This window comes from Parasaccharibacter sp. TMW 2.1891 (genome assembly GCF_023337675.1).
In the GTDB taxonomy this organism is placed as follows: Bacteria; Pseudomonadota; Alphaproteobacteria; order Acetobacterales; family Acetobacteraceae; genus Bombella; species Bombella apis.
In genome coordinates this window covers 520561-536550 of the sequence record NZ_QORT01000001.1, presented here as the reverse complement: position 1 = coordinate 536550, position 15990 = coordinate 520561, and the positions used below count along the sequence as shown (strand labels likewise).

The window sequence follows — 15990 nt, the reverse complement described above, 5'->3', positions numbered from 1 at the left end:
TTCATCCTGCCCCCAGTACCTGCCCTGCTGCGGCGCCATACCCCCTGAGAAAGAACGTCCGGCTTGTCTGATACTCAAAGCGGATGATCCTGAGGCAGCCTATCCCGGCAGCAAGGTCCCGCCGGCGGGACAGCCCTCTACTGCCATGGAAGACAGTTTCCAGATGGGCCTGTTCCTGCGTGAACTCTTCCACCGTCATCGGGCTGCTTTCCTGCCCCTGTTCAGTCAGATGGATGATGTCCCGGACCATATGCTCCCCGGCGGCCAGGGCACTTGGGGGCAGACGCCCGAGCGCAACAAGGTCCCGCAGGGTCAACAGGTTCCGCCCGACCGTCATGACGGCCAGCGTGCCACGAATCATGCTGTCAACCTCATCCTGCGGGATCTGGCCCGCAAAACGGATGATCTGCTCCATCCGCAGGGTTGTCTCGTTGGTCCAGAGCCGTTGGGTCTGGGCCCGTCCCCGCAGGGGCTCTTTCAGCTTCTGAATCTCCTTGACCAGCTGCCGCCGCAACTGTGCCCATGCCTGTGTCACGGAGAAAGGCAGAACCGTGCGGAACACCTGCACACCGCTCCACAAGGCAAGCAACAGGGCAAGTGACTGGTTGAACCATGTCACCTCATCCACCCTGGCCTGATTGTCCAGAGTTAGAACCCACGGAAAGAAATTGACATAGGACGCTGCAACCCCTGCCAGAGCGGGTATACGCAGTGCCAGCCCCCCGAGGAACATCAGCACGGCAACCGGTATGGCGAAAACGGCATAGTCCGACGTGATGGGCATGACCAGGAAAACCGGAATGATGCTGGCCAGTACGGAGCAGACAGCCCCATAGAAGAAATATTTGCTGATCAGGATCATGTTGTTCATGATTGCGAACCGGGCGCACACCACGCTGAGCAGGCTCATGTAAGCCCCCCCATAGGACCATGCCGTCACCTCCCAGACAAAGGCGCCGATCAATATGGCCACGGCAGCCCGGATGGCGTTGATGGTTGCAAGCCGCCCATCCGCCTGACGTTTTATGCGATGACGTTTCAGGGCGGGCAGTTTCCGCAGACCTGCATAGTGGGACTCCACCGCCGAGCGGAAATCAATGAGCATGATCTCCACCCCTACCCCAACAATACCCTGCTGGAGAGCATCCTCATCATCCCGGGAGAGGCAGCGTTCCAGCTCGTCATGATTTTCCTGGAGCATGGTTTCAAGCTGGCCCAGCCCAGCCATGACATGAGCCGTGTCCTGCCTGAGCAGGGCTGCGATGCCATCCAGCTCCCCGGCGACACGTTCTAGGCCGGCTGCCAGCCGGGCCGGTATGTGCGGTGCTGATGCAAGACGGGAGCGGACCCCCACCCCACGGGCCAGCACGAAGGACACACGCTCCAGCGTCACATAGGCCTGATCCGCCTCTTCGCCTGCATGACGGGAATCAATACGGATGAATTCAAGCTGATCATTGAACCCCTGCAACGAGCCAAGAATGCGGGTCATCTCCGCCACACCCTTCTCGTCCTGACGCAGGATGAGGGCCAGAGCCGCGGCTGTCTGGCTGAGCAGGGCAGCCATACGCTGCTGGAGGTCCGTACGGGCCACCCGGTCTGCCCCCGGCACGGTGACCATTCCTGCCACCATTTCACACACCACACCCAGCAGGATGTAAGACCCGCGGGCCATGGCAATATAGAAGACCTGATCGGGATGTTCCGAAGCACCGACAGCAATGATGGCCCCGGTATAACCGGCCAGAACCATGGCATAACCCCGGAAATTCTCCAGCATGCAGGCCATGCCGGTACACCAGCCAACCCAGCCGGCCAGCAACACAAAGAAAATCCACGGATGCTGCGGGGCTACCGCTATCAGGCTGATGCCTCCCACCATGCCCAGCAGGGTTCCGGCAATGCGCCAGCGCCCTTTGGAAAGGCTCATCCCACGGGAATTCTGCGCCACGATCCAGACCGTCATGGCAGCCCACTGGGGCGATCCCATCTCCATCCAGAAGGCGATGGCAAGCGCCACAAGCGAGGCGATGGTCGTCCGCAGGGAGAACAGAACGGCACTCAGGGTATTCGGCTGTAACTTGAGCCAGTTCATGATCCGCCCTGCCCTCCTGCCAGCCCGTTCAGTGGCGGTCCACCAGACGGGTGGGCGTCCTCATCGTCACGAACTCCTCTGCCGTGCTGGGGTGCAGGGCCACGGTCTGGTCCAGCTGCTTCTTTGTCAGCTTCGCCGTCACGGCAATGGCCAGCATCTGGATGATCTCAGGAGCATCCGGCCCGACCATGTGGGCACCCAGCACCACATCACTGTGGCGGTCCACCACCAGCTTCATCAGTATCTTCCCTGCCCGTTTGGGCAGCGTCTGCCGCATGGGGGTGAAGCGGGACGTATAGATGGCAAGATCATGCGTTTTGGCTGCCTCTTCCTCGCTCATTCCCACAACACCCACGGGGGATGAGAAGAAGACGGCCTTCGGCAGGGTCTCGAAGGACCATGTCCGCCCCTGCGGATTGAAGAGCTGCTCGGCCAGCATGTGACCTTCCGCAATGGCAGTAGGGGTCAGGTTGTACTGATCCCTGACATCCCCGATGGCATAGATGGAGGGCACATTGGTCCTGCCATCCACCCCCGCCACGACATGTCCTTTCTCCAGCGCCACACCTGCGGCATCCAGCCCTAGGGAATCCACGGCAGCCCGGCGCCCCGTAGCCATGATGACCGCATCGACCTCGTAAGAGGCCCCGTCATCCATCACCAGACGAACGGCCCTGCCGCCACCAATATCCTCCAGACGGACCGGCGAGGTGCCCGGATGCTGGGTGATGCCATGCAGGTCGATCAGCTCCCTGAGATGCGTACGGACTTCCTCATCAAATCCACGCAGTGGCAGGGGCTGGCGGTAGAACAGGTCCACCTGCGAGCCCATGCCCGCCAGAATCCCGGCGAATTCCACCCCGATATAACCGCCGCCAATGATGGCAACCCTCTGGGGCCGCTCGGGCAGATGGAACAGCTCATCAGAGGTGATGGCCAGCTCAGCACCCGGAATATCCAGCCGCACGGGGGTGGAGCCGGGTGCCAGCACGATCTTCCTGGCCCGGATGCGCTGGACCGGAGCCTCCGGTGCCAGAACGGACGGGCCGATCTCCAGCGTATTGGCATCCAGCAATCGGGCATCACCCGTGTAGAGGTCGATCCCGGCCTTCTCCAGCATGGAGACATAAATGCCATTCAGCCGCTCGATTTCCCGGTCCTTGGCGGCAAGGAAGCCGTACCAGTCAAAGGAGGACGGGCGCTGCACATCCCAGCCGAACGCCGGGGCATCCTCGATCATCCGGCCCGTTTCGGCTGCATAGACCATCAGCTTCTTGGGAACACAGCCCAGATTGACACAGGTACCACCCCAGTGTCTGCGCTCGGCAATACCCACACGGGCACCATTCTGGGCTGCAATGCGGGCGCAGCGCACCCCGCCCGACCCCGCACCGATCACAAAGAGATCATAATCCTGCATAACGTTCCTCCCACCTCTCCCCCTTCAGCCAAGGGAAACAGGCCCTGATTATCGCCACACCTGCATGACCCGTTTCCACCAGATAGCAGAACGGGCAGGCCCGAGGGGCTTCACCGATGCGTGAGGGGCCCCGCCACACATCGCCTACTCATACCCGCTCGAACCTGCCCGCTTACGGGTCCGCTGATTTTACAGCCTCGCCTTTACCGCTCGGCAAAAGCCTTTTCGACCACATAGGAGCCCTGACGGCTCATGTTGCCTTCCTCAAAGCCACGCTCTTCCAGCAGCTTCTGGGTATCGGCCAGCATCTCCGGGGACCCGCAGATCATCACGCGGTCATGCTCGGGGTCCAGCTCGTCAATGTTCAGGTCACGGAAGATGCGCCCGTTATTGATCAGGGCCGTGATGCGCTCCTGCACGGGGAACTCCTCACGGGTGACAGCCGGATAATATTTCAGCTTGGCGGCCACATCCTCACCGAGGAACTCATGTTTGGGCAGGATGTTCGTGATGTAATCACGATAGGCCAGCTCGCCACGCTCACGCACCGTATGGGTGAGAATCACGTTCTCATAACGGTCATAGGCGTCCGGGTCCTTGATGAGGCTCAGGAACGGCGCAAGACCTGTCCCGGTGGAGAGGAAATACAGATTGCGGCCCGGCTTCAGGTTGTCCAGCAGCAGGGTCCCCACCGGCTTGCGGCCGATCAGCACCGTGTCACCCACCTTGACGTGACGCAGGCGGGAGGTCAGCGGACCATTCTCCACGGCAATGGAGAGGAACTCCATCTGATCCTCATAGTTGGCGGAAGCAAGAGAATAGGCACGCAGCAGCGGCTTGCCCTCCACCTCGATGCCAATCATCGCAAACTGGCCGTTGGAGAAACGCAGGCCGGGGTCACGAGTCGTGGTGAAGCTGAAAAGGCGGTTCGTCCAGTGATGGACCTGCTGGACCTTGGCCGGATAGAGATGACCATATTCCTTGGTCGGTTCGGCAAGGCGGTACTGGCCCTCGTGCCCCTCAAAGGGGACAAGGCCGGTCAACGGCTCATCAATCACAGGTGTGGGGGCGGATTCAGCGGGGTAAGGCGTGCTCATGATCCGTCGTCATCTCCAGAAATGCAAAAATCACATCATGTTCAGTCAACAGGGCACGGCACCACCCGGAGACCGGGGGCACCGACCGGCATGTTCGACAACATGCCTTTCTTTTACCCGATTGTCACCAGAAACGGGACGCCATGCCCCCTTTTCTCTTGACTTCCCGGCCCTGCCCTCCTGAAAACACCTGCATGACAGACAGTTCCCAGCCCCACGATCCCTCCTCCTTCACCCCCGCCTCCCCGGCAGAACGTGCCCTCGAACAGGCTGAATCTGCCTTTGGGGCGCACCTGGCCATCACCCCACGGGAACGGGCCGCCCTCCTGCGGCAGGTCGCCCGCCGGCTGGGAGCCGACAAGACGGAGATCAACGAGGCCGAGCTGCTCCATGCGCTCTGCCAGGTCCGCCGCCGCAGCTGGGCCAGTGGCATGATGAACCGTGCCCATCGCAACGGAGATGTCTGGGTCCGCAAGGCCGATGTCCTTCTGGCGGCCGAACGCATCAGCGATCCGCTGATTGACGAGAACGGCCAGAACGCCGTGCTGGAAAGCGTGCTGGAAGAACGCTGGCGGGACATGGCAGACACCCCCCTGCGGGTGCTGGACGACATGCGGGCGGACTTTGCCGATGTCGGCACCTTCCTCTCCGGCACGCAGATTGAACGGCTCTCCCACAGCATCGCCCGGGCCTTTGGTGGCGTGGACCTTGGCTTCGAGGATGAGATGATCCTTGAGGAGGAACGCCGGGCACGGGAGCAGGAAGATATCCGGGCCAGGGCCGAAGCCCGCCGGGCACGGGAACTCCAGAAGATCAGGGACTGGGAAGCCACCCTTGTCGGCTTCGAGAAGGTTCCCGCCCTGCTGCACTGCTCCCGCCGGGAAGCCCTGCGCTGGATCGCCGAGAACCGCATCCCCGTCGCCAAGCGGGACATGCAGCCGGACGGGCTGGAGATTTTCCATTTCGACCCGGCAGAGCTGAAAAAATGCCGCCCCCTGCTCAACAGCTGGCGACGTGGCACGGGCCAGAAGGAGAGTGACGGCTATGATGACAGCCCGCAGGCCCGCAAGGGCAATGCGGCCATCGCCCGTGTCGCCGCACTGGACCGCTTCGCCGCCCATTTCCGCACTGCCCGTGCGCTGAAACGCCGCATCACGCTGGTGACCGGCCCTACCAATTCCGGCAAGTCCCACACGGCGCTGGAGGCCCTCGCCCAGGCAGAGAGCGGTCTGGCCCTCGCCCCCCTGCGGCTGCTGGCCCATGAATTCCGGGAAGCCATGCTCAGCCGGGGTGTTCCGGCTTCCCTGACAACCGGAGAAGAACGCATCATCGACCCCACGGCCCGCCATCTGGCCGCCACGGTGGAGATGTGCCCCTTCAGCACCCCTGTTGACGTAGCCATCATCGATGAGGCCCAGATGCTCAGCGACCCGGACCGGGGAGCGGCGTGGACGGCCGCCATCATGGGCGTTCCGGCACGGCACGTCTTCATCCTCGGAGCGGCGGACTGCATCCCGCTCGTCAAGCGCATTGCCGAACTCTGCAATGACCCGGTGGATGAGATCCATCTGGAGCGCAAAAGCCCGCTCCGCCCCGCCGGAACACTGGCCCTGACGGACCTGCGGGCCGGTGATGCCCTCATCGCCTTTTCCCGCCGGGACGTGCTGGACCTCCGTGCCGAACTGATGGCCCATAACCGCCGGGTCGCCGTCATCTATGGTGCCCTAAGCCCGGAAGTCCGCCGGGCCGAGGCCGCCCGCTTCAACCGGGGTGAAGCGGACATCCTCATCGCGACGGATGCCATCGGCATGGGCCTCAACCTCTCCATCCGCCGGGTGGTGTTCAGCACGCTGCGCAAATATGACGGACGGCAGACACGCAACCTTGTCTCGCAGGAAGTCAAACAGATCGGTGGACGGGCAGGCCGTTTCGGCAAGCATGAGGAAGGACTGGTCTGCGTGCTGGAAGGGGCAGGCCGCCCCAGCTTCATCCGCCAGATGCTGGACGCTCCGCCGGAACCCACGCTGGAACTCCGCCCCCTCGTCCAGCCCGATGCGGACATCGTACAGGCCGTTGCGCAGGAAATGGGATCAGACAGCCTTTACGGCGTGCTGACCCGCATCAAGCGGGCTGTCCTCCGCCCGGATGACCCAAATTACCGTCTTGCCGACATGGAGCAGGCTCTGGAAATTGCCGCCACACTGGAAGGCGTGGACGGGCTGGACCTCTCCACCCGCTGGACCTACGCCATGTGCCCGATCAACACACGGGACAACGGGATTCCCCGCCTTGTGGAATGGGCCGCCCTCCATGCCCGTGGGCAGCGCATCTTCCCCCCCGGCACGGGCCGTCTCCCCGCCGCCGCCACGGCCGGACGGGAAGAGCTGGAACGGGCCGAGAAACGCCATCGCCGCCTTGTCACATGGCGGTGGCTGGCCATGCGCTTCCCGGAGAACTATCCGGAACTCATCGTTGCCGAACGCAACGCCGCCATTCTCGATGAATGGATCGAGCAGGTTCTTCGCACCCAGAGCCGGATGCGTGAATCCTCCCGCCGCCATCAGGGTCGCCGGACTGGCCCTCCCGGGCGCCAGGAAAATCATGGTCGGCCCAAGGGACCACGAGGCAAGGCTGGAGGCTTCGAGAAGAAAAAACCACACAAACGGCGCAGGAAGGAATAATCCACCTCAAAAAACGGGCGGGCCTTTCACAAGGCACGCCCGTTCCTGTTTCAGGTCAGCCAGTCAGCCTCAGCGGCTGGGAATGGTGACCATGGCCCCTTTGGCAGACGCTGTCTCCGCAATGGCATGAATGAACTGGAGCATCGAAAAAGCCAGCTTGCTGGCCAGATCATCCTTGGCAATCCAGTACCATGATCCCTCATACTCGACGGAGGTATAAGCCTGCTCGTTGCTGGGTTTCTCCGGACTGCAATGAATGATGATGGCCGGCTGCGGTTCGTTCGGACCACGCACGACGGAAGGAGCCGTCACGCCCTTGTCCACCATCTTCTGCGGCACTTCCATCGTGCTCGCAACGTCTTCCCAGATCGACAGCATGGAACGTGTCACCATCGCCACCTGGCCCGGATGATCCGCCGTACGGCCATAGATGACCTCGGCCTGTTCACAGCCCGGCGGAAGCTGGAGAGCCTGCCGCACCTGCCCCTGAAGCTCGGTAATCTCCGGCGCACTGCTGTGGGGCAGCAGGATGAAGGTCCGTTCTGGCTGAGCGGGTTGCGTCTTGGTTGCCGGTGTCGGCGCAATGCTCCGGATACTCAGCGCATTGCCTGCCTGGAGCTTCCGCAGTGCCCGCAGCAGATAGGTGAAACGGATGGAAGCTTCCTTGCCTTCCGTCCCGGCAATCGTGCTGGTCGTGTTGCTGGCTGGACCGATGGACTGCATCGTCATCTGCAACAGCGTATCGACCGGCAGACCGCTGGAAATCAGCGGCAGAAGCGTCTGCGGTGAGATGGGCCGCAGGATGTTGACCGAGAACTGCATCCCGGAAACCGGCTGATACGTCACCGTCGGGCTGTCACTATAGGAATAGCCCAGCGAACCGCCCAGTGTTCCCCCGGCACCCTGAATCCAGGGCGTACCGCTGATGTTCGCACTGGTATTCGTCTCTGCCGTATAGGCCGAGATGATCTGTGTCGGTTCGATCAATGTAGGTGACAGGGAATAGCGGAGCTGCACGATGTTGAAGAGCATCTCCTGATTCTGCTGCCGACTCATCTCCTTCTCATAATCCAGCCGGTCGCGCCGCATGTTGTGCGGCCCGATAGATGATGAGCAGGCAGACAGGGCCAATGTACCCACAGCAAAGGCACATCCCAGAGAACGAAGCAGTGTCATGAGTTATCCTGAAAAACAAAATATGCCAGAGCGTCCATGCCGCCTGCACATGATCAAGTCCACGACATCTATCACAGGCCCCCCGCCACTGACCAGCAAGCAGGCTCATGACTCAATGGAAATATTTTTCAGGCCTCAAGCACCATCAGGCAATCATCCATATCCCAGCCGATACGGATGATCCCTCCTGCTTTTTCAAGCCCGGATGACGTCCAGACCACCCATGTAGTGGCGCAGAACCTCCGGCACCCTGATGCTGCCATCTTCCTGCTGGTGGACTTCCATCAGGGCGATCATGACCCGGCCCACAGCAAGGCCGGAGCCGTTGAGGGTATGGACGAAAACCGTCGTCTTCTCCCGGCGCATCCGGGCATTCATGCGGCGGGCCTGAAAGTCCCTCGTGTTGGAGCAGGACGACACCTCACGCCATGCCTTCTGCCCCGGCAGCCAGGCTTCCAGATCGTACGTCTTTGCCGCACCAAAGCCCGTATCCCCGGCACAGAGCAGCACCCGGCGGAAGGGCAGGCCCAGCCTTTCCAACACCGTTTCGGCAGCACGGGTCATGCGCTCATGCTCCGCCTCGCTCTCCTCTGGTGCCACAACGGACACAAGCTCACATTTGGTAAACTGATGCTGACGGAGCATCCCCCGCACGTCCCGCCCTGCCGACCCGGCCTCGGACCGGAAACAGGTGGAAAGGGTCGTCATGCGGCGTGGCAGGCTCTCGGCGGGCAGGATGTCCCCCATGACGGAGGCCGTCAGCGGCACTTCACCGGTCGGGATCAGCCAGCGGCCATCATCGGTATGGAAGGAATCCTCGGCAAATTTCGGCAGCTTGTCCGTGCCATACATGGCTGCATCATTGACGAGCAGAGGGACAGTCACTTCCTCATAACCGAATTCACCCGTATGGGTATCCAGCATGAACTGCCCCAGTGCCCGCTCCAGCCGGGCCAGGGCGCCCCGCAGCATCACGAAGCGGGACCCGGCAATTTTTCCCGCGGAGGGGAAGTCCATCATGCCCAGAGCCTCGCCCAGCTCGAAATGCTGCTTCGCCTCGAAAGCGAAGGACGGCACCTCCCCCCGCTGATGCACGACCACATTGTCGTTTTCATCCCGGCCATCAGGCACGTTTGCATCCAGCTGGTTCGGCAGGCTCTGGAGAACGTCATCAATACGCTTCTGTATCTCATTGGCCCGGGCTTCCAGCGTGGCGATCTGGTCCCGCAGGGCGGCACCACGAGCCTCAATCCCAGCCGTATCCTCACCCTTGCGCTTGGCCTGTCCGATTTCCTTGGCCAGCCCTTTTCTCTGTCCCTGTGCCTCCTGCAACTCGGCCAGGGCGGCACGGCGCTGCTCATCCTCCTTCACGAGGGATTCAGCCACGGCGGGCAGGCCACGACGGGCAAGGGCGGCATCAAAAGCGGCGGGGTCTGCACGTAGGGCTTTGAGGTCATGCATGGGTCGGGATACTCCGCTGGGTCTCTACAACTGTCAGGGTCTGTCTATACCAGTTTCCCCTGCCGGGGAAATGTCGCCTTCAGGCGGCGTCCCCACGCTCGGGCAGGGCCTCATCATCGTCATCGGCCGTAACCGGCTTCGGCTCGACCATGCGGGCGGCAAGGATGGACACCTCGTACAGCCCGACCAGCGGTATGGCCAGCCCAAGCATGGTGATGGCATCCGGCGGGGCGATGACCGCCGCAATGGCGAAGGCACCTACATAGGCATAACGGCGGATGCGCCGCAGCAGGGCCGTACCCACCAGTCCGGCCCGGACCAGAAGGGTCAGCACCACAGGCAGCTCGAAACAGATGCCAAAGGCCATGATCATCTTCGTGACCAGATTCAGATATTCCGACACGCGGGCCTGAAGTTCAATCCCCATCTGGTTCTCACCACCAAGCTGCTGGAAGGACAGGAAGAACTTCCACGCAAACGGGAAGACCAGATAATAGGCCAGCGCCGCCCCGGCCAGAAACAGCAGCGGCGTGGCGATCAGGAACGGGGCGAACGCCTTCTTCTCATTGCGGTACAGACCCGGCGCAATGAATATCCATGCCTGGATGGCCATCATGGGAAAAGACAGAAAGAACGCCCCGAACACGGCCACACGCACATAGGTGAAGAAAGCCTCGTACAGGGCGGTATAGATGAGATGCGGCTGCTCGCCCTTCTGCCGCATGATGCTGGCCAGAGGCGCCGCCAGAAACCGGTATATCTCGCCGGAAAAATGATAGCAGACGAGAAAGGCCACCACAAAGGTTGCCAGAGACCAGATGAGCCGCCGCCGCAGTTCCATCAGATGATCAAGCAGGGGCATGGGCGTATCACCGGCCACGCTGCGCTCCTGCGCCTGCCCTGGCACCGTTCCGCCCCCCGGCGCCCCAGCAGGCTGCTCCACCTGCTGGGCGGGTGTCCGTGCCGTATCACCGGATGTCTCAGGCTGAACCATGCTGCGGCTCTCCTTTCATGCTCTCAGAGGGCTGGGCTGCTGTCAGGATGGCCGCACGACGACCATTATGCAGGGCAATCTCCGGCGGAAGAAATGCCGGACGGTGCCAATAACGGGATTCCTCGATCAACCGCAGGGCTGTTGTCGGAGGAAGGATGGCCGGGGCACGCTCCAGCGCTTCTGCCTGTGCCTGCATACGGGCGTTATGAGGCTGGGCGGGGGGAACATGGGACCGGGAGCCCCCCAACTCCTCACTGCCCGGTGCGGGCGGTGGTGGAGGTGGTGGTGGTGGCGGTGGAGGCGCCATGGGCATCCCTTCCTGCCGCCCAACATCCAGCTGCCTGTCCAGCGAGCGGTCCGGGTCAATGGCCCTGCGCAGCTGCTCCCGTGGGCTGAACTGCCTGATCTCCCGCAGCTGGTCCCTCGCCTCGCTGAGATCCGCCTCCTTGACCATCTCATCAATATGCTGCTGGAACTCTGCCCCCAACCGACGGATGCCCTTTATGGCTCTGGACAGGGTCCGCATGGCTACCGGAAGGTCCTTGGGGCCAATGCAGACGAGGGCCACGATCACCAGAAGGGCAATTTCTGTCCAGCTCAGGTCGAACATCGGTGGCCATCTCCCCTCATGAAGGCTGTATGGTGTCTTCTAGCCCAGTTCCCGCCCCATCGGAAGAAGGCTCGAAAAGCAATTCCTCCCTACGGGGCAGGTCTGCAAGGCTTGCAAGGCCAAACAGTTTCAGGAACTGGGGCGTCGTTCCCCACAGTACGGGACGGCCCGGTACCTCCTTGCGACCCTTGGGCGTGATCAGCCCTTCCTCCAGCAATGTATCAAGAATGCTCTGCCCCAGCCGGACCCCGCGGATCGTCTCGATCTCCACCCGAGTGCAGGGCTGGTGATAGGCCACGATGGCCAGAGCCTCCAGTGTCCCCTGGCTCAGCCGTCTCGGCCGCTCGATCACCCGTGCCAGAGCCGGGCCGAACACGGCTCTCGTCCGAAACTGCCAGCCACCGGAAATGGCCTGAAGCTCCACCGCATGGCCCCTGTACCGCTGGGCTACCCCATCCAGCACGGCACCCGGACTGTCGGCCTGTGCCTCCAGCCCCTGCTCCCGCAGAAGCCCCACAATGCTGCTGGCCGTCACCGGCCCTGCACTGGCAAAAAGCAGAGCCTCCACGAGGCTTACAGCTCTGGCAAACTCATCCTGCCCGGCCATGTCCGGCGGGAGCTCCTGAAAGGCTGGCCCTCTCTCATTCATGCCCGGTCTCCTCTCTTTCCCGCCATTCAATAGTGCCGAAGGCCCTGTCCTGCCGCAGCTCCAGCCTGCCGCCACGAGCCATTTCCAGCCCGGCCATCAGGGCACCGGCCAAAGCAGCCCGCTTCTCCAGCGCTCCACCTTCCATCAGCTCTGGCAGAACATCTGTCAGGGACTGCCAGCCTGCCACCCGCCTGCGCCCCAGCAGGCGGGCCAGAGCCTCCCGCGCCTGCTGGGCACTCCAGTACCGTGCCACACGGGGGGAATAGGTCCGCTTGCGCCCTCCCCGCCGCCGTGCCGCCAGATAGGCCAGAACAAGGGACGGCACATCCCCCTTCAGCGGTGCCATTTCAATCCGTGTGTGATTTTCCGCCTCGGCCCGGGCGAAAACATCCCGTCCCAGCCGTGGCTGTTCCTCCAGCCAGGCGGCCGCCCGGTGCATCTGCTCCAGGTCGATCAACCGCTCATGCAGCTGGCCCGCAGCATCCTCCGCTTCATCATCCTGCTCGGCCGAGGGCAGAAGAAGGCGGGACTTCAGCCACGCCAGCCAGGCTGCCATGACGAGCCAGTCCGCCGCAATTTCCAGCCGCAGGGCCGCCGCCCCCTGCCGGGCCCGCTCCACAACCTCCAGATACTGCTCACTGAGCTGGAGAATGGAAATCTGCTGGAGGTCCACCTTCTGGGAACGTGCAAGGTCAAGCAGAAGGTCCAGCGGTCCCTCGAATCCCTCCAGCACGAGATGCAATGCGTCACTCACTGGCTGATGCCGCCACGATCAGTTCGTCGCCACGGCGCAGGCCTGTGCCTGTGCATGCAGCCGGACACAGAGCTGGCGTGCCGCCGCCCTGTCTTCGAACCCGCCTATGCGCAGCCGAATGAAGGTTTTCCCGTCCCGTTCCACCTTCCGGTAGACCGGATCATACCCTCCCAGAAGGTCGGGCAGCCTGTGGCGCAGGCGGCTCCATTCCTGCCGGGCCTGATCCTCACTGGCCAGAGCAGCAAGCTGGACCTCATACCGCCCTGCCGCACCTGTTTCAGCAGCCTTTCTGCGGGGTCCCTCAGAAGACACCATCGGGGTGGCAGGCTTTGCCCGGGCGGGTACAGGCGGCGGCAACGCCCCATCAGACACATCATCCCCAGCAGCCTTGCGGGCCGGCGGTGTCTTCCGCTTTGGCGTCTCCACCCTGCTGCTGGCCTCATCCGGGCTGTTGTCCGCCTCATCGGCCTCATCCCCAGCATCGGATGATGGCTCACGCTTCTTCGGCGCGGACACTGTGGCTGAGGACGCCCCCTTATCCGCCACATCTCCCTTTGCCGTCTGATCCGCCGTATCATCTGGCGGCAGGGACGTGCTCTGGATGTCCCCGCCCTGGGTCACGCCACCTTTTCCAGCATCCGCGTCCCCTCCGGGGGCAGCCACCTGTTTCCCGGGCGACACTGCATCCCCTGCCGGTCCGCTATTGGCAGACGCTACCTTCTGGGCCGCTTCTCCTGCCCCGGGCCCGGAGGCGGACGGTGCCAGACGACCGGCCAGCAGGCTGGCATCCGGCTGTTCAGGCGGGGGAGCCAGATGCACGGCTCCACGACCGGTCACATCGCTCTTCGTGGTGTCATCACCCATGACCATCATGCCACCCGGATCAGCCGGACGATCCTTCACAGGGTAAGGTGGCGGACCGATGACCGGAACACCAGACGGATGATGGCTGGCCATCCAGCTCCAGACCCCACCAATCCCCAGCAGCAGCGCAGCCCCGATCACGCCAAGCAGCATCAATCCCCGTGTGCCGGACTGCCCCCCCATGAGCGACGCCAGCAGGCCTGACCGTACCTCGGCCCGTTCTCCCCGAGATTCATCAGGGCGACTGCGGGGCGGCCTGCGGCTTCCTCCCCCCAGGCGGTCATCAGCCTGAGGGGGCGCTATGTCGTTATGGTGATCGTCCGGCATGGACATGGTTCAGCGCAGCTCCTCTACGGCTTCGACACCAAGGATGCCAAGGCCGATCCGCAATGTTGAGGCAATGGCGGCCACGAGGGCCAGCCGGGCCTTGCTGGCCTCCGGTGCATCATCCTGGATGAAACGCAGGCTGGTTTCCTCACGCCCCCGGTTCCAGAGCGCATGGAAGTCCGATGCCAGATCGATGCAGTATGTGGCGATGCGGTGCGGCTCCCGGGCAAGAGCGGCAGCCTCGACCTGCCGTGGCAGGCTGGCAATGCGGCGCAGGACGGCCAGCTCCTCATCCGCTGTCAGGATGGACAGGTCCTGCCCGGCGAGCGCCTCGTCCGTCACGGCGGCGGCACCATAGGTTTCTTCTCCCAACCGCAGGACGGACCGGCAGCGTGCATGGGCATAGTTGACGTAGAAGACCGGGTTGTCCCGGGTCTGCGCCACGACGGCGTTCAGATCGAACTCCATCTGCGCATCGGCCTTGCGGGTCAGCATGGTGAAGCGCACGGCATCCCGGCCCACCTCATCAATCAGATCCCGCAGCGTGACGAAGGTCCCGGCCCGCTTGGACATGCGCACCGGCTCACCGTCCTTCACCACACGGACGATCTGGCACATGACGACCTCAAAATCCGTCTTCCCTTCCGTCAGGGCGGCGACGGCAGCCCTCATGCGGGAGACATACCCGCCATGGTCAGCTCCCAGAACATCGATCAGCAGATCGGAGCGGGACGCCTTGCGGGCGTGATAGCCGACATCATTGGCGAAGTAGGTGTTGGACCCGTCAGACTTCCGCAGGGCACGGTCCTGATCGTCACCGAATTCGGTGGAACGGAACAGCGTCTGCGGGCGGGCTTCCCAGTCTTCCAGCTTCTTGCCCTTGGGGGGCTCCAGCACGCCTTCGTAAAGCAGGCCACGCGTCTCAAGGCTGGCAATGGCGGCATCAACCTCGCCGCTCTTCAGCACTTCGGCCTCGCTGCTGAAAATCTCGTGATGGATACCCAGAGCGGCAAGGTCATCCCGGATCATGCCCATCATGTGCTCAAGGGCTTCCGCACGGACGGTCCCGAACCATGTGTCTACCGGGGCCACGCCACCATCGGCGGATGCGAGGGAGCGGCCATGCTTTTCGGCCAGTGCCTGCCCGACGGCAATGAGATACTCACCCTGATATTGCAGTCCGCTGGGTGCCAGCTCTCCGAATTCCTCGGCAGGAATATCCGTACCGATGGCCTGAAGGTAGCGCCAGTAGGCGGCCCATGTCAGGGCGATGACCTGTGCCCCGGCATCATTGACATAATACTCCCGTGTAACCCTGAAACCTGCCGCCTCCAGCAGGTTGGCCAGCGCATCCCCCACAACAGCACCACGGCAATGACCGACATGCATCGGGCCTGTCGGGTTGGCGGACACATATTCCACATTGGCACGGCGCCCCGCCCCGAGGGTGGACCGCCCATAGGCGGCCCCACGCTTCAGCACGGCCCGGGCGACATCGTGGAACAGCTCCGGCTTCAGCGTCATGTTCACGAAGCCCGGACCGGCCATCTCCACATGGGCGATCTCCGGCAGGGTGGCCAGCTCGGCCACCAGCTCCCTGGCGATTTCGAACGGCTTGCGCTTTGCGGGCTTGGCGGCCAGCAGGGCGGCATTGGTGGCCATGTCCCCATGGGCGGCATCACGGGGAGGCGTGACCTCCACCCGGGCTGCGACATCGTCCGGCAGGTCTGGCAGAACGGCCTTGAGAGCTGTTACGACCTTCTCCCGCATGATGGCGAAAAGACAATCCGGGGATGATGCTGTCGGGGCAATGCCGGCCATATTCTGCAACTTTCTCTATCCAACCTGTCAAAATCCCCTGA

General features: G+C 62.9%; 12 protein-coding genes. 1 reads left to right on the top strand and 11 read right to left on the bottom strand.

Annotation, left to right across the window (positions count from 1 at the left end):
• Position 1: 1 nt before the first annotated feature.
• The 3 genes from DTJ15_RS02285 to DTJ15_RS02275 form a co-directional block, all read right to left on the bottom strand.
• The gene (locus tag DTJ15_RS02285; protein ID WP_081562990.1) at positions 2 to 2095 is read right to left on the bottom strand and encodes an FUSC family protein; all 2094 of its coding nucleotides are present in this window, start codon (positions 2093 to 2095) and stop codon (positions 2 to 4) included.
• Between the two features lie 28 nt (positions 2096 to 2123).
• Positions 2124 to 3515: a glutathione-disulfide reductase gene (gene gorA / locus DTJ15_RS02280; protein WP_043560748.1), complete on the bottom strand. Its 1392-nt coding sequence runs from the start codon at positions 3513 to 3515 to the stop codon at positions 2124 to 2126.
• Between the two features lie 203 nt (positions 3516 to 3718).
• A complete protein-coding gene (locus DTJ15_RS02275; protein ID WP_081562988.1) occupies positions 3719 to 4612 on the bottom strand; it encodes a ferredoxin--NADP reductase in 894 nt (297 codons plus the stop codon).
• A gap of 194 nt (positions 4613 to 4806) precedes the next feature.
• On the opposite strand from DTJ15_RS02275, the gene DTJ15_RS02270 reads away from it, so the two are divergent.
• Positions 4807 to 7293, top strand: a complete 2487-nt coding sequence (locus DTJ15_RS02270; RefSeq protein WP_249109315.1) for a helicase-related protein — start codon at positions 4807 to 4809, stop codon at positions 7291 to 7293.
• Between the two features lie 69 nt (positions 7294 to 7362).
• Here the strand turns inward: DTJ15_RS02270 and DTJ15_RS02265 are convergent, their stop codons facing one another.
• From DTJ15_RS02265 to argS, 8 genes are all read right to left on the bottom strand, one after another.
• Positions 7363 to 8469 carry a hypothetical protein gene (locus DTJ15_RS02265; RefSeq protein WP_052349118.1) on the bottom strand — a complete coding sequence of 369 codons (1107 nt, stop codon included), beginning with the start codon at positions 8467 to 8469 and terminating at the stop codon, positions 7363 to 7365.
• 195 nt (positions 8470 to 8664) lie between these two features.
• Positions 8665 to 9930, bottom strand: coding sequence for a serine--tRNA ligase (gene serS / locus DTJ15_RS02260; RefSeq protein WP_249109314.1), 1266 nt, complete (start codon positions 9928 to 9930; stop codon positions 8665 to 8667).
• Positions 9931 to 10009: 79 nt separating this feature from the next.
• Entirely contained in the window at positions 10010 to 10792 is a 783-nt protein-coding gene (tatC, locus tag DTJ15_RS02255; RefSeq protein ID WP_043561487.1) for a twin-arginine translocase subunit TatC, read from the bottom strand.
• 118 nt (positions 10793 to 10910) lie between these two features.
• The gene (tatB, locus tag DTJ15_RS02250) at positions 10911 to 11534 is read right to left on the bottom strand and encodes a Sec-independent protein translocase protein TatB (protein ID WP_052349119.1); all 624 of its coding nucleotides are present in this window, start codon (positions 11532 to 11534) and stop codon (positions 10911 to 10913) included.
• A gap of 16 nt (positions 11535 to 11550) precedes the next feature.
• On the bottom strand, positions 11551 to 12183 hold the full coding sequence (scpB, locus tag DTJ15_RS02245) for an SMC-Scp complex subunit ScpB (protein WP_249109313.1): 633 nt from the start codon (positions 12181 to 12183) through the stop codon (positions 11551 to 11553).
• Positions 12176 to 12937, bottom strand: a complete 762-nt coding sequence (locus DTJ15_RS02240) for a ScpA family protein (protein WP_081562984.1) — start codon at positions 12935 to 12937, stop codon at positions 12176 to 12178. The genes scpB and DTJ15_RS02240 overlap by 8 nt, the downstream gene beginning before the upstream one ends.
• 18 nt (positions 12938 to 12955) lie before the next feature.
• On the bottom strand, positions 12956 to 14134 hold the full coding sequence (locus DTJ15_RS02235; RefSeq protein WP_249109312.1) for an SPOR domain-containing protein: 1179 nt from the start codon (positions 14132 to 14134) through the stop codon (positions 12956 to 12958).
• Between the two features lie 3 nt (positions 14135 to 14137).
• Complete coding sequence (gene argS / locus DTJ15_RS02230) at positions 14138 to 15949, bottom strand: arginine--tRNA ligase (protein ID WP_408902164.1); 1812 nt, start codon at positions 15947 to 15949, stop codon at positions 14138 to 14140.
• Between the last annotated feature and the right edge of the window lie 41 nt (positions 15950 to 15990).

What these genes read in the sequence shown, in the direction of transcription:
- DTJ15_RS02275 (WP_081562988.1), bottom strand. Translation starts at nt 4,612, where the DNA reads ATGAGCACGCCTTACCCCGCTGAATCCGCCCCCACACCTGTGATTGAT.
- DTJ15_RS02235 (WP_249109312.1), bottom strand. Translation starts at nt 14,134, where the DNA reads ATGTCCATGCCGGACGATCACCATAACGACATAGCGCCCCCTCAGGCT.
- DTJ15_RS02270 (WP_249109315.1), top strand. Translation starts at nt 4,807, where the DNA reads ATGACAGACAGTTCCCAGCCCCACGATCCCTCCTCCTTCACCCCCGCC.
- DTJ15_RS02285 (WP_081562990.1), bottom strand. Translation starts at nt 2,095, where the DNA reads ATGAACTGGCTCAAGTTACAGCCGAATACCCTGAGTGCCGTTCTGTTC.
- serS (WP_249109314.1), bottom strand. Translation starts at nt 9,930, where the DNA reads ATGCATGACCTCAAAGCCCTACGTGCAGACCCCGCCGCTTTTGATGCC.
- tatC (WP_043561487.1), bottom strand. Translation starts at nt 10,792, where the DNA reads ATGCCCCTGCTTGATCATCTGATGGAACTGCGGCGGCGGCTCATCTGG.
- scpB (WP_249109313.1), bottom strand. Translation starts at nt 12,183, where the DNA reads ATGAATGAGAGAGGGCCAGCCTTTCAGGAGCTCCCGCCGGACATGGCC.
- argS (WP_408902164.1), bottom strand. Translation starts at nt 15,949, where the DNA reads ATGGCCGGCATTGCCCCGACAGCATCATCCCCGGATTGTCTTTTCGCC.
- tatB (WP_052349119.1), bottom strand. Translation starts at nt 11,534, where the DNA reads ATGTTCGACCTGAGCTGGACAGAAATTGCCCTTCTGGTGATCGTGGCC.
- DTJ15_RS02265 (WP_052349118.1), bottom strand. Translation starts at nt 8,469, where the DNA reads ATGACACTGCTTCGTTCTCTGGGATGTGCCTTTGCTGTGGGTACATTG.
- gorA (WP_043560748.1), bottom strand. Translation starts at nt 3,515, where the DNA reads ATGCAGGATTATGATCTCTTTGTGATCGGTGCGGGGTCGGGCGGGGTG.